General features: G+C 60.9%; 11 protein-coding genes and 1 pseudogene. 3 read left to right on the forward strand and 9 right to left on the reverse strand.

Features of this window, described 5'->3' with window-relative positions; translation table 11 throughout:
* Positions 1-65: 65 nt before the first annotated feature.
* Together Q8K09_RS11470 and dapE are read right to left on the reverse strand one after the other, a co-directional pair.
* Entirely contained in the window at positions 66-875 is an 810-nt protein-coding gene (locus tag Q8K09_RS11470; protein ID WP_305255103.1) for a putative RNA methyltransferase, read from the reverse strand.
* The gene (dapE, locus tag Q8K09_RS11475) at positions 875-2029 is read right to left on the reverse strand and encodes a succinyl-diaminopimelate desuccinylase (protein ID WP_305255104.1); all 1155 of its coding nucleotides are present in this window, start codon (positions 2027-2029) and stop codon (positions 875-877) included. The genes Q8K09_RS11470 and dapE overlap by 1 nt, the downstream gene beginning before the upstream one ends.
* Before the next feature lie 254 nt (positions 2030-2283).
* Here dapE and tcdA point away from each other — a divergent pair, with 254 nt between their 5' ends.
* Positions 2284-3087: a tRNA cyclic N6-threonylcarbamoyladenosine(37) synthase TcdA gene (gene tcdA, locus Q8K09_RS11480; protein WP_305255105.1), complete on the forward strand. Its 804-nt coding sequence runs from the start codon at positions 2284-2286 to the stop codon at positions 3085-3087.
* A 129-nt stretch (positions 3088-3216) separates the two neighbouring features.
* On the opposite strand, the gene Q8K09_RS11485 is transcribed toward tcdA, so the two are convergent.
* The 7 genes and pseudogenes from Q8K09_RS11485 to map all read right to left on the reverse strand — a co-directional run bounded on the left by Q8K09_RS11485 (position 3217) and on the right by map (position 10116).
* Positions 3217-3627, reverse strand: coding sequence for a SufE family protein (locus Q8K09_RS11485; RefSeq protein WP_305255106.1), 411 nt, complete (start codon positions 3625-3627; stop codon positions 3217-3219).
* 26 nt (positions 3628-3653) lie between these two features.
* Positions 3654-3773: pseudogene (locus tag Q8K09_RS11490) on the reverse strand (hypothetical protein); the annotation flags it as partial.
* A gap of 139 nt (positions 3774-3912) precedes the next feature.
* Positions 3913-4947 (reverse strand): 2,3,4,5-tetrahydropyridine-2,6-dicarboxylate N-succinyltransferase, encoded by a 1035-nt coding sequence (gene dapD / locus Q8K09_RS11495; RefSeq protein WP_305255107.1) that lies wholly within the window; start codon positions 4945-4947, stop codon positions 3913-3915.
* Positions 4948-4981: 34 nt separating this feature from the next.
* Positions 4982-5329 (reverse strand): ArsC family reductase, encoded by a 348-nt coding sequence (locus Q8K09_RS11500; protein WP_305255108.1) that lies wholly within the window; start codon positions 5327-5329, stop codon positions 4982-4984.
* Positions 5329-6525 (reverse strand): succinyldiaminopimelate transaminase, encoded by a 1197-nt coding sequence (dapC, locus tag Q8K09_RS11505; RefSeq protein WP_305255109.1) that lies wholly within the window; start codon positions 6523-6525, stop codon positions 5329-5331. Before dapC ends, Q8K09_RS11500 begins: the two co-directional genes overlap by 1 nt.
* 57 nt (positions 6526-6582) lie before the next feature.
* Positions 6583-9285, reverse strand: a complete 2703-nt coding sequence (locus Q8K09_RS11510) for a [protein-PII] uridylyltransferase (RefSeq protein WP_305255110.1) — start codon at positions 9283-9285, stop codon at positions 6583-6585.
* Positions 9286-9333: 48 nt separating this feature from the next.
* Positions 9334-10116 carry a type I methionyl aminopeptidase gene (gene map, locus Q8K09_RS11515; protein WP_305255111.1) on the reverse strand — a complete coding sequence of 261 codons (783 nt, stop codon included), beginning with the start codon at positions 10114-10116 and terminating at the stop codon, positions 9334-9336.
* A 273-nt stretch (positions 10117-10389) separates the two neighbouring features.
* Between map and rpsB the strand changes: the two genes are divergently transcribed.
* Together rpsB and tsf are read left to right on the forward strand one after the other, a co-directional pair.
* Positions 10390-11133 (forward strand): 30S ribosomal protein S2, encoded by a 744-nt coding sequence (gene rpsB / locus Q8K09_RS11520; RefSeq protein WP_305255112.1) that lies wholly within the window; start codon positions 10390-10392, stop codon positions 11131-11133.
* Between the two features lie 177 nt (positions 11134-11310).
* Positions 11311-12180 carry a translation elongation factor Ts gene (gene tsf / locus Q8K09_RS11525; RefSeq protein WP_305255113.1) on the forward strand — a complete coding sequence of 290 codons (870 nt, stop codon included), beginning with the start codon at positions 11311-11313 and terminating at the stop codon, positions 12178-12180.
* The last annotated feature ends 106 nt before the right edge of the window (positions 12181-12286 follow it).

Here is a 12286-nt window from a genome sequence, read left to right on the forward strand (position 1 = left end):
TCTGTTTTCGGGGGCTGGGTAGGCCATTTGCATAAAAACGCGGTGTGGTCGAGCTCAGTCGTTTTTCAATGGCCTGTGCGCTCGATCCAATCGTAGCGTATGGCAACCGTCACCTCTAAAGGTTCGGCGATCACCGCGGCGCGCCGTTCGGCGCTGGCGCGCCAGCCGTGGGGCGTCATGGCCAGCAGGTCGGCGCGGGCCTCGCTGCTGTCCAGCTGCAGCGTGAAGGTCAGGGTTTCGCTGTGGGCCAGGCGCATGCCTTCGGGGATCAGTTCGAGGTGCTTCTGATCATCGTAATCGCGCACTTCGTCATACAATTTTTGCCGCAGTTCCATCAGGTGTTCGCGGGTCGGCCCCATGCGCAGCAGGCCGCCGCCGGGTGCGAGCAGGCGCTTGGCCTCTTGCCAGTCGAGCGGGCTGAAGACGCTGGCGAGCAGTTGGCAACTGGCATCGCTCAGCGGCACCCGGGCCATGCTGGCGACCAGCCAGGTCAGCTGCGGCGAGCGCTTGCAGCCACGCTTGATCGCCTCGCGAGAGATGTCCAGGGCATAGCCGTCCGCAGCGGGCAGGGCGTTGCCAATCTGTGCGGTGTAGTAACCCTCGCCGCAGCCGATATCCAGCCAGCGCGCGGGTGCGTACCCCTTGGCAAGTTCGGCCAGGCGCCTGGCCAGCGGCGCATAGTGGCCACCATCGAGAAAGCGTCGGCGGGCGTCGACCATGGCGGCGTTGTCGCCAGGGTCGCGACTGTTCTTGTGCTGCACCGGGAGCAGGTTCAGGTAGCCCTGGCGTGCGCGGTCGAAGCGATGTCCGGCCGGGCAGATCACGCCGTTATCGGCGGTGCTCAAGGCGCCTTGGCAGAGGGGGCAGGTCAGCATCAGGCGAGCAGCTTGACGAGGGTTTGATAGTAGATCTCGGTCAGTACGTCCAGATCACTGGCCAGTACCCGCTCGTTGATCTGGTGAATGGTGGCATTGACCGGGCCGAGTTCGACGACTTGGGTGCCGAGGGTGGCGATGAAGCGCCCGTCGGAGGTGCCACCGCTGGTCGATGGCTTGGTTTCGCGACCGGTCACGCTCTTGATGCTGGCGGCTACCGCGTCGAGCAGGGCGCCGGGTTCGGTGAGGAACGGCAGGCCGGACAGCGCCCAGTCCAGGTGGTAGTCCAGGCCGTGCTTACCGAGGATCGCCTCGACGCGCTGCTGCAGGCCTTCGACGGTGGATTCGGTGGAGAAGCGGAAGTTGAAGACCGCTTTCAGTTCGCCAGGGATAACGTTGGTCGCCCCGGTGCCGGCGTTAAGGTTGGAAATCTGGAAGCTGGTGGGCGGGAAGAAGGCGTTGCCGTCGTCCCAGTGCTCGACGGTCAGTTCAGCCAGGGCCGGGGCGGCCAGGTGAATCGGGTTGCTGGCCAGGTGCGGATAGGCCACATGGCCCTGCTTGCCGCGCACGGTCAGGGTGCAGCCAAGGGAGCCGCGGCGGCCGTTCTTGACCACGTCGCCCACCAGGGTGGTGCTCGACGGCTCGCCGACGATGCACCAGTCCAGGCGCTCGTTGCGTGCGCGCAGGCGCTCGACCACTGCCCTGGTGCCATGCTGGGCCGGGCCTTCTTCGTCACTGGTGATCAGAAAGGCGATGCGGCCCTTGTGTTTCGGGTACTCGGCGACAAAGCGCTCGACGGCGATAATCATCGACGCCAGGCTGCCTTTCATGTCGGCGGCGCCACGTCCGCAGAGCATGCCCTGTTCGTCGATCAAGGCGTCGAACGGTTGGTGCTGCCAGGCCTGCAGCGGCCCGGTCGGCACCACGTCGGTATGCCCGGCGAAGCACAGTACCGGCCCGTCCTGCTGGCCGTGGCTGGCCCAGAAATTATCCACTTCCTCGATGCGCATGGCTTCAATCTGGAAGCCCAGGGCAGCGAGGCGGCGCATCATCAGTTCCTGACAGCCTTCGTCGACCGGGGTTACGGAGGGGCGGCGAATCAGCTCGCAGGCGAGTTCCAGGGTGGGCGTCAGGGTCAGGGCGGGGGCAGTCATTACGGCTCCAGGGCGGCGTCAAGCGGAAAGGCCGCCATATTAACAGACCACTGAAAAACTACTGCGCTTGGCTATGCGTCGCTGCAGCTCGGCGCAGTCCGCAACGCTGCGTAACCGTTACCGATAAGGCGCAGTGGCAGGTTGAGGATGCCGGGGGCGCCAATTGAGTAGTTGAGCCCAATCGGTGCTTGGGAACGGCCGGCGAGCTTTCTATAATGCGCGCCTGCCCGTGTTCCGGGTGCTGAGGTGATGAGATGACGATCGACGAACAACGCTTTGCTGGAATCGCACGCCTGTACGGTCGCGAGGGTGCCGGGCGCCTGGCTGCGGCGCACGTCGCGGTGGTCGGCATCGGCGGTGTTGGTTCCTGGGCGGCCGAGGCGCTGGCGCGTTCGGGGGTCGGCGAGATCTCGTTGTTCGACCTGGACGATGTCTGCGTGAGTAATACCAATCGGCAGATCCAGGCGCTGGACAATACGGTCGGGCAGGCCAAGGTCGACGTCATGGCTGCGCGCATCCGTGCGATCAACCCCGCCTGCGTGGTCCACGCAGTGGCAGATTTCGTTACCCGCGAGACCATGGCCGAGTACATCACCGAGCAACTCGATGCGGTGATCGATTGCATCGACAGCGTAAACGCCAAGGCGGCGCTGATCTCATGGTGCAAGCGGCGCAAGATCCAGGTGGTCACCACTGGCGGCGCCGGCGGGCAGATCGACCCGACGCAGATCCAGGTCGGTGACCTGAACAAGACCTGGAACGATCCGCTGGCCTCAAAAGTGCGCTCGACCCTGCGCCGCGATTACAACTTCTCGCGCACGCCGGGGCGCAACTACAGCGTGCCCTGCGTGTTTTCCACCGAGCAGCTGCGCTACCCGAAACCGGACGGCAGCGTATGCCAGTACAAGGGTTTCGTCGGCGAAGGGGTCAAGCTCGACTGCGCCGGTGGTTTTGGCGCGGCGATGATGGTCACCGCCAGCTTCGGCATGGTTGCTGTAGCCAAGACCGTGGAAAAGCTGGTGGCCGGTGTCCGCAGGCCAGCCGAGCGAAGCCAATAAGGGTTGGGCGGGGTAGGGTGCGCCGCGCGCAGATGGTTGTTGATGCGTACAGCCAGCGGTCTTGATCCTTACGCGCCCCGGCTGTGCGACAGCGCGGGGTCGTAGGCGAGGCGCTACCTGCTACGGCATCTAAGCGTCGCTGGCCAGCTCATGCATGCGCCGCAGCACGGCATTCAGGCCATTGCTGCGTGATGGCGAGAGCTGGCGCGCCAGACCCAGTTGGTCGAGCCAGTCGGTCAGGTCGACGTCGGCCCGTTGTGCGTTGCTCAGGCCGTTGACCCGTGCCAGTAGCAGTGCCAGCAGGCCGCGCAGCAGGCGTGCATCGCTGCTGGCGCGAAACTGCCAGCACTGCTCGATGTGTTCGGCGACCAGCCAGACCTGACTTTCGCAGCCCGGTACACGATTGGCCGCGCAGCGCTCCTCCTCACTCAGGCCGGGCAGGCGCTCGCCCCACTGCATAAGCAAGCGCGCACGCTGTTCCCAGCCGGTGCATTGGTCGAAGGCGGCGAGGGCTTGCTGGGCAGCAACGGGTAGGCTCATCGCTGCAGCTCCAGGGCCTGATCCTGGGCATCGAGCATGGCCTGGAGTTTTTGTGCGGTGGCGGCGCTGTCCAGATAGGTCTGGTCTTCACCGTCGAGGGCCAGGATGCCGGGAAAGCCGCGACGCCAGGGGGAGGGCAAAGACATTGCAGGATTCCTGCGGGTGACGAGAACCGTAGAATGGGTTGAGCGCAGCGATACCCATAAAGCGGCTGCGCTTCAGTGATGGGTATCGCGGTGCTCAACCTGGCCTACAAAACGTATGGCTTACAGCGTTTAGCTGCTGTTAATTGTGGGCGTGCAGCGCTTCGTTCAACTCAATCGCCGACTTGTGGGTTTTGCATTCCACTGCGCCGGTCTGCGAGTTGCGGCGGAACAGCAGGTCAGGCTGGCCAGCCAGTTCGCGGGCCTTGACTACCTTGACCAACTCGCCTTTGTCGTCGAGCAGGGCCACCTTGGTGCCGGCGGTGATGTACAGGCCGGACTCCACGGTATTGCGGTCGCCCAGGGGGATACCGATGCCGGCGTTGGCGCCGATCAGGCAGCCTTCACCCACGGAAATCACCAGGTTGCCGCCACCGGACAGGGTGCCCATGGTCGAGCAGCCGCCGCCCAGGTCCGAACCCTTGCCGACGAATACCCCGGCGGAGACGCGGCCTTCGATCATGCCCGGGCCTGCGGTGCCGGCATTGAAGTTGACGAAACCTTCGTGCATCACAGTGGTGCCTTCACCTACGTAAGCGCCCAGGCGAATGCGCGCGGTATCGGCGATGCGCACGCCGCTTGGTACCACGTAGTCGGTCATTTTCGGGAACTTGTCTACCGAGAAGACTTCCAGCAGTTCGCTGCGCAGGCGTGCTTCCAGTTGCCGTCCGGGCAGTTCGCTGAGGTCGATGGCGCCCTGGCTGGTCCAGGCTACGTTGGGCAGCAATGGGAAAATACCGGTCAGGTTCAGGCCATGCGGCTTGACCAGGCGATGCGACAGCAGGTGCAGCTTGAGGTAGGCCTCGGGTGTGCTGCTCAGGGGAAGGTCGTCTTGGATGAAGGTGGCGACCAGTGGCTGATGGCTTTCCGCCAGACGCGTGAGCAGGGCGGCCTGGACGGTATCGATAGCTTTCAAGGCTTCGGCCAGATCGCCGGCTTGCTGGGTGGTGAAGCTGATCGCCTGGTTGCCGCCGCTATAACCCAGTTTCTCCGCCGCTTTGGCCACCAGTTCGGCCGCAGGGTTGAGCATTGGCTGGGCATAGAAGACTTCCAACCAGTTACTTTGACGGTTTTGTGTGCCAACGCCGAAGGCCAGGCTGAAGAGGGACATGGTCATGTTGCTTTCCTTAACGCGAATTCAAGTAGGGTGTTCAGGTCAGTTCAGCGGCATAGCGCTCGGGCTTGAAGCCAACCAGGGTCTGGTTGCCGAGATCAAGCACTGGGCGCTTGATCATCGACGGCTGAGCGAGCATCAGCTCGATTGCCTTGTTCTGGTCGAGATCGGCTTTTTGCGCCTCGTCCAGTTTGCGGAAGGTGGTGCCCGCGCGGTTGAGAATTATTTCCCAGCCATGCTCGTTGCACCACTTATCCAGGTTCTCACGGTCGATACCAACGGTTTTGTAATCATGAAATACGTAGCTTACCCCGTGCTCGTCGAGCCAGGCGCGGGCTTTTTTCATGGTGTCGCAGGCTTTTATGCCAAACAGGGTCTTGCTCATCAGAGGCTCTTCACAAAGTCGCGGATACGTTCGGCAGCTGCCACACACTCGGCCAGTGGCGCGACCAGGGCCATGCGTATGCGTCCTGCGCCTGGGTTGTTGCCGTCCACGGCGCGCGACAGGTAGGAGCCGGGCACCACGGTGACATGCTCGCGGGCAAACAGCTCGCGGGTAAATGTTTCATCGTCTATCGGCGTTTTCGCCCACAAGTAAAAGCCACCATCCGGACGCTGCACGTCCAGCACGCCGTCGAGAATAGCCAGCACAGCGTCGAACTTCTCGCGGTACAGCTCGCGGTTGGCTTTAACGTGCTGCTCATCATTCCAGGCGGCAATACTGGCCAGCTGGGTTTGCACCGGCATGGCGCAGCCGTGGTAGGTACGGTACAGCAGGAAAGATTTCAAAATGTCGGCGTCGCCGGCGACAAAGCCCGAGCGCAGGCCCGGCAGGTTGGAGCGCTTGGACAGGCTGTGGAACACCACGCAGCGCGCAAAGTCGCTGCGGCCCAGTTCGGCGCAGGCGGTCAGCAGGCCGGCGGGTGGGTTCAGTTCGTCGAAATACAGCTCGCTGTAGCACTCGTCGGCAGCGATCACGAAGTCGAATTTATCAGCCAGGGCGATCAGCTTCTTCAGGGTTTCGAGCGGGATCAGTGCGCCGGTCGGATTGCCTGGCGAGCAGAGGAAGAGAATCTGGCAGCGCTGCCAGACATCGCTGCTGACGGCGTCGAAGTCCGGATTAAAGCCGTGCTCCTCCAGGCATGCCAGGTAGTGCGGCTGGGCACCCGCGAGCAGGGTCGCGCCTTCGTAGATCTGATAGAACGGATTGGGGCTGACCACCAGGCCGTCAATGTCACGCTGCACCACGGTCTGGGTAAAGGCGAACAGCGCTTCGCGCGTGCCGTTGACCGGCAATACATGGCGCGCGGGGTCGAGCATGCCGGTCGGCAGGTTGAAGCGTCGGCTGCACCAGGCGGCGATCGCTTCACGCAGTTCGGCTATACCCAAGGTGCTGGGGTATACCGCCAGTTTCTCCAGATTGGCGCTGAGCGCCTCGGCAACGAACACTGGTGAGCGATGCTTGGGTTCGCCGATCGACAGGGCAATAGCCGGCATGTCGTTGGGTGGTTGAACGCCTGCGAGCAAAACGCGGAGCTTTTCGAAGGGGTAGGGCTGCAGCTGGTTCAATGCATCGTTCATGTGTCTGTCCTGGGGGCTACTCGCGGCAGCCGCACGAGGGGCTTGCCGCTGTCTTGATCAAATAGTTATCCGACTTGGCTCTGTGGTTTGCCCGTTGGCGTCCGAGAGTTGTTCGATGATGGTTTCCTGCAACCGCTGGCACAGTTCGGGGTCGGACAGCGGCTGATTATTGGCGTCGGTGACGAAGAACACGTCTTCCACCCGTTCGCCGAGGGTGGCGATCTTGGCATTTTGCAGTGACAGGTCGAAGTCGAGAAAGATCCGTCCGACTCTCGCCAGCAGGCCCGGGCGGTCGGGGGCGGTCAATTCGAGAATGGTCACCGGCCGCTGCGCGTCGTTGTGGATGGTCACCCGCGGCGCGAAGGCAAAATGTTTGAGCTGACGTGGTACCCGGCGCTGGATGATGTTCGGGTACTCGTCGGGGTTCTTCAGTGCGTCGATCAGGTCCTGGCGAATTTGTTTGATCCGCGCGGGGTTTTCGCCAATCGAGCCGCCTTCTGCCTCCAGCACGATATAGGTGTCGAGGGTGAACTTGCTGGTCGAGGTGAGGATTCGTGCGTCATGGATGTTCAGGTTGAGCTGGGCCATGGTGGCCACGGTCACTGCGAAGAAGTCGTGCTGGTCGGCGGCGTAGATAAAGATCTGCGTACCACCCTCGAATTCGCGCTGGGTGGTCTCCTTGATCAGTACCAGTGGATTGCCATCGTTGGGGTGCTGCAGGATGGCTTCGGCATGCCAGGCCACATCGCCAGCGGTGTGACGCAGGAAATAGTCATCGCCAAGCTGCGACCACAGTTGTTCGGCCTCGTCCGGGTCGGTACCGCCGCGCACCAGAATGTCCAGTGCGGCGCCCTGGGTCAGGCGAATCTGTTCTTCGCGGTCCAGCGGGTTTTCCAGGCCGCGGTTGAGGGCGCGCTTGGTTTCGGTGTAGAGCTGGCGCAGCAGGCTGGCGCGCCAGGAGTTCCACAGGCTGGGGTTGGTGGCGTTGATATCGGCCACTGTCAGCACGTAGAGGTAGTCCAGGCGCGTCTGGTCGCCGACCAGGCGAGCAAAATCGAAGATCACCTGCGGGTCGGACAAGTCCTTGCGTTGGGCGGTGGTCGACATCATCAGATGGTTCTGCACCAGCCAGACAATCAGTTTGCTGTCCCAGTTGGGCAGCTGATGGCGCACGCAGAAGGCTTCTGCGTCTACCGCGCCCAGCGCTGAGTGGTCGCCGCCGCGGCCCTTGCCAATGTCATGGTAAAGCCCGGCGAGGTAGATCAGTTCAGGCTTGGGCAGCTTGTCGATCAGCTTGCTGGCCAGGGGGAACTTCTCGGCCAATTCCGTCCATTTGAATTTGCGCAGGTACTTGATCAGGTTGAGGGTGTGCGCATCGACCGTATAGATGTGGAAAAGGTCGTGTTGCATCTGCCCGACAATATGCCCGAACTCGGGCAGGTAGCGGCCGAGAATACCGTAACGGTTCATTCGCCGCAGGTTACGGTGGATCCCCTGCGGTGTTTTGAACAACTCGATGAACAGGCTGGTATTGCGAATATCCTTGCGGAAATCATCGTCGATCAGGTGGCGGTGATCGCGCAGCAGGCGAATGCTGTCGGCGCATACACCTTTGATTTCGGGGTGCTGGGCCATCAGCACAAAGACTTCCAGAATGGCGAAAGGCGTGCGCTTGAATACGTTGGGGTGGGTGACTTCGATATAGCCATCACGCAGTTGGAAGCGGCTGTTCAGCGCCTGCGCCTGGCCACTTTGGCCGGCGCGAAGGATCTCTTCCTCGAAGTGCTGGTTGATCAGGTCGCTCAACTCGGCGATGCCCATCACCACACGGTAGTACTTCTGCATGAAGCGTTCGATCGCCAGTTTGGCGTCGCTGTCCTCATAGCCCAGCAGGCTGGCGATCTCGCGCTGGTGATCGAACAGCAGGCGGTCTTCGGCGCGACCGGCGAGCATGTGCAGGGCGTAACGGACCTTCCACAGAAATTCCTGGCTGGACACCAGGAGGGCGTATTCGCTTTCGAGGAGAAAGCCCTGGCCAACCATGGCGTGCAAATTCAAGGTGCCGAAATGCCGGCGGGCGACCCAGAGAATGGTCTGGATGTCGCGCAGGCCGCCTGGCGAGCCTTTGACGTTGGGTTCGAGGTTGTATTCAGTGTCGTTGTACTTGGCGTGACGAGCGCGCTGTTCTTTGCGCTTAGCCAGGTAGAAGTGCTTGCTCGGCCACATCTGCGCAGTGCTGGTGACATCCTGCATGCGCTGACGCAGGCGCTCGGGGCCGGCAATGGTACGGCTTTCCATCAGGTTAGTGACCACCGTCAGGTCGGCGCGTGCCTCTTCGGCGCATTCGTCGACCGAGCGCACGCTTTGCCCGACTTCCAGGCCGATGTCCCAAAGCAGGGTGAGGAAGCGTTCGATCGGTTCGCGGAAGGTTTCGTGGTCGGCGCTATCGAGCAGAACGAGCAAGTCGATATCCGAGTAAGGGTGCAGCTCGCCCCGGCCATAGCCGCCCACTGCAAGCAGGGCGATGTCCGCGTCGTCGCTCCACTCCAGGCGATCCCAGGCTTCACGCAGGATCTGGTCGGTGAACCAGGCGCGATCCTCGACCATTCGGCGTACCTCGCGGCCCTCTTTGAAGCGCGCGTCGAGCACCTCATGAGCGCGGCGGATAGCTTTCTTGAAGGCCGCGATAGGGCTGGCTTTCAGCGCCAGCTCGGCCTGGAATTGCCCGCGGTCGAACAGCTCGGGGTCTACCTGCGGCATGCGGCTGTCTTCCTTTATGTGGGCGTCGGTATGTACGCGCGTCGTTAATCAGGCCGAGGTGCGGGGGATGGTGTCGTCGCTGCGCAAGGTGAATATCTCGTAACCATCGCTGGTAACCAGGATGGTGTGCTCCCACTGTGCCGAGAGCTTGCGGTCCTTGGTGATTGCGGTCCAGCCGTCACCCAAGGTGCGGGTTTCCGCTCGGCCCTGGTTGATCATTGGCTCAATGGTGAAGGTCATGCCTTCCTTGAGCTCCATGCCGGTGCCAGCGCGACCGTAATGCAGCACCTGCGGCTCTTCGTGGAACACTGCGCCGATGCCATGGCCGCAGTACTCACGCACCACCGAGAAGCCATTTTTTTCTGCGTGCTTCTGGATCACTTCACCGATGTCGCCAAGGCGGGCGCCGGGGCGCACCAGTTCGATACCTTTATACATGCACTCTTGGGTGATCTTGGCCAGGCGCTCGGCCCACTCTGGGACTTTGCCGACCATGAACATCTTGCTCGTGTCACCGTGGTAGCCGTCCTTGATCACAGTGATGTCGATGTTCAGCACGTCGCCTTCTTTGAGTGGCTTCTCGTTAGGGATGCCGTGGCAGACCACGTGGTTGATCGAGGTGCAGATCGACTTGGGGAAGCCTTTGTAGTTAAGCGGGGCAGGGATGGCCTGCTGCACATTGACGATGTAGTCATGGCAGATACGGTCAAGCTCTTCAGTGGTGACGCCGGGCTTGACGTGCTCGCCGATCATTTCCAGTACGTCGGCAGCCAGGCGGCCGGCTACGCGCATTTTCTCGATTTCATCGGGCGTCTTGATAGTGACGGTCATATAAGCTCTCGGGCACAGACTGAAAAGATGCCCATGTTAGCAGCTTCAGGCTGCAAGCCATAAGCCGCCTGCGGTGTGGCATTGGCTTTCAGTTTGATGCGTGTAGCTTACCGCCAACTTTTATGGTATAAAACGCGCCGCTTTGCGGGCTGTATGCCTGAAAGCTTTAATCCACACACGCATCGACACGATTTCCTGGGTGCCTTACGCCACGTGCGAATGGTTGGAGATTGGGATGCGTGGAGGCCTAACCCGACTTATCAAGGAACTATCATGTCCCAAGTCAATATGCGCGATATGCTGAAGGCCGGTGTGCACTTCGGTCACCAGACCCGTTACTGGAACCCGAAAATGGGTAAGTACATTTTCGGTGCGCGTAACAAGATTCACATCATCAACCTTGAAAAAACCCTGCCAATGTTCAACGAAGCGCTGTCGTTCGTTGAGAAGCTGGCTACTGGCAAGAACAAGATCCTGTTCGTCGGTACCAAGCGTTCCGCTGGCAAGATCGTTGCTCAAGAAGCCGCTCGTTGCGGTTCGCCGTTCGTCGACCATCGCTGGTTGGGCGGCATGCTGACCAACTACAAGACCATCCGCGCCTCGATCAAGCGTCTGCGTGATCTGGAAGTTCAGTCCCAGGACGGCACTTTCACCAAGCTGACCAAGAAAGAAGCCCTGATGCGTACCCGTGATCTGGAAAAACTGGATCGCAGTCTGGGTGGTATCAAGGACATGGGCGGTCTGCCGGACGCTCTGTTCGTTATCGACGTTGACCACGAGCGCATTGCTATCACCGAAGCCAACAAGCTGGGTATCCCGGTTATTGGCATCGTCGATACCAACAGCAGCCCGGAAGGCGTTGACTACATCATCCCAGGTAACGACGACGCCATCCGCGCCATCCAGCTGTACATGGGTGCCATGGCTGACGCGGTAGTTCGCGGCCGTACCAACACTGGCGGCGGCACCGACGAATTCGTCGAGCAGGCTCCTGCAGTTGAAGCGGCTCAGGGCTAAGCGGTAAGCGTCAAGCGTTACTCGCTGCGCAAAAAGGGGGCTAGGCCCCCTTTTTGCCACGTTGAAAACCATTGTTGGCTGAGTAGTTGTTCATCGGGCCCAGGCAATGTGTTCCCAGAATTGATCGCCCGTTCAGGCGGGTGGAATGGTTAACAACCTATCCAAGAGGAATTTGAAATGGCAGAGATTACTGCGGCATTAGTCAAGGAGCTGCGCGAGCGCACTGGCGAAGGCATGATGGATTGCAAAAAGGCCTTGACCAAGGCCGGCGGCGACATCGAAAAAGCCATTGATGACATGCGTGCTTCCGGCGCAATCAAAGCGGCCAAGAAGGCAGGCAACATTGCCGCCGAAGGCGCTATCGCAGTCAAGGTTGCCGAAGACGGCAAGTCGGCTGTGATTCTCGAAGTCAACTCGCAGACTGACTTCCTGGCTCTGCAGGACGATTTCAAGAACTTCGTTAACGAAAGCCTGGAAAAAGCCTTTGCTGACCAGTTGGCCGAAGCCGCGCCGCTGATTGCAGTGCGTGAAGAAGCGCGTCTGGCGCTGGTAGCTAAAGTAGGCGAGAACGTCAATATTCGCCGTTTGGCTCGTGCAGAAGGCGATGTAGTTGGTGCTTACCTGCACGGTAACAAGATTGGTGTGCTGGTTGTCCTGAAAGGCGGTGACGCTGATCTGGCTAGAGATATCGCCATGCACGTGGCTGCCAGCAACCCTGAGTTCCTGCTGCCTACGGAAGTTTCTGCTGAAGCGATCGAGCGCGAGAAAGCCGTGTTCATGAGCCTCAACGAAGACAAAATCAAGGGCAAGCCAGCTGAAATCGTCGAGAAGATGGTTGGCGGCCGTATCCAGAAGTTCCTCGCTGAAGCCAGTCTGGTTGAGCAAGCCTTCGTTAAGGATCCGGAAATCAAGGTCGGCGCTTTGGCCAAGAAAGGCGGCGCTGAAATCGTTTCCTTCACGCGTTTCCAGGTTGGTGAAGGCATCGAGAAGCCAGTGGATAACTTCGCTGAAGAAGTTGCCGCACAGCTGGCTGCCAGCAAGCAATAAGACGCTTTGTTGCCCCGAAGAGGCTGCCCGCTTATGCGCGCGGCCTCTTTGTCAAAAAGGGCTATTGAGCTGTTTGGCACGCTGCGGTAGGCCTTGTGTAAAGGAC

Source organism: Pseudomonas sp., from assembly GCF_030683065.1.
In the GTDB taxonomy this organism is placed as follows: Bacteria; Pseudomonadota; Gammaproteobacteria; order Pseudomonadales; family Pseudomonadaceae; genus Aquipseudomonas.

What these genes read in the sequence shown, in the direction of transcription:
- Q8K09_RS11510 (WP_305255110.1), bottom strand. Translation starts at nt 9,285, where the DNA reads ATGCCGCAGGTAGACCCCGAGCTGTTCGACCGCGGGCAATTCCAGGCC.
- Q8K09_RS11500 (WP_305255108.1), bottom strand. Translation starts at nt 5,329, where the DNA reads ATGAGCAAGACCCTGTTTGGCATAAAAGCCTGCGACACCATGAAAAAA.
- dapC (WP_305255109.1), bottom strand. Translation starts at nt 6,525, where the DNA reads ATGAACGATGCATTGAACCAGCTGCAGCCCTACCCCTTCGAAAAGCTC.
- dapE (WP_305255104.1), bottom strand. Translation starts at nt 2,029, where the DNA reads ATGACTGCCCCCGCCCTGACCCTGACGCCCACCCTGGAACTCGCCTGC.
- map (WP_305255111.1), bottom strand. Translation starts at nt 10,116, where the DNA reads ATGACCGTCACTATCAAGACGCCCGATGAAATCGAGAAAATGCGCGTA.
- rpsB (WP_305255112.1), top strand. Translation starts at nt 10,390, where the DNA reads ATGTCCCAAGTCAATATGCGCGATATGCTGAAGGCCGGTGTGCACTTC.
- tcdA (WP_305255105.1), top strand. Translation starts at nt 2,284, where the DNA reads ATGACGATCGACGAACAACGCTTTGCTGGAATCGCACGCCTGTACGGT.
- tsf (WP_305255113.1), top strand. Translation starts at nt 11,311, where the DNA reads ATGGCAGAGATTACTGCGGCATTAGTCAAGGAGCTGCGCGAGCGCACT.
- Q8K09_RS11485 (WP_305255106.1), bottom strand. Translation starts at nt 3,627, where the DNA reads ATGAGCCTACCCGTTGCTGCCCAGCAAGCCCTCGCCGCCTTCGACCAA.
- dapD (WP_305255107.1), bottom strand. Translation starts at nt 4,947, where the DNA reads ATGACCATGTCCCTCTTCAGCCTGGCCTTCGGCGTTGGCACACAAAAC.
- Q8K09_RS11470 (WP_305255103.1), bottom strand. Translation starts at nt 875, where the DNA reads ATGCTGACCTGCCCCCTCTGCCAAGGCGCCTTGAGCACCGCCGATAAC.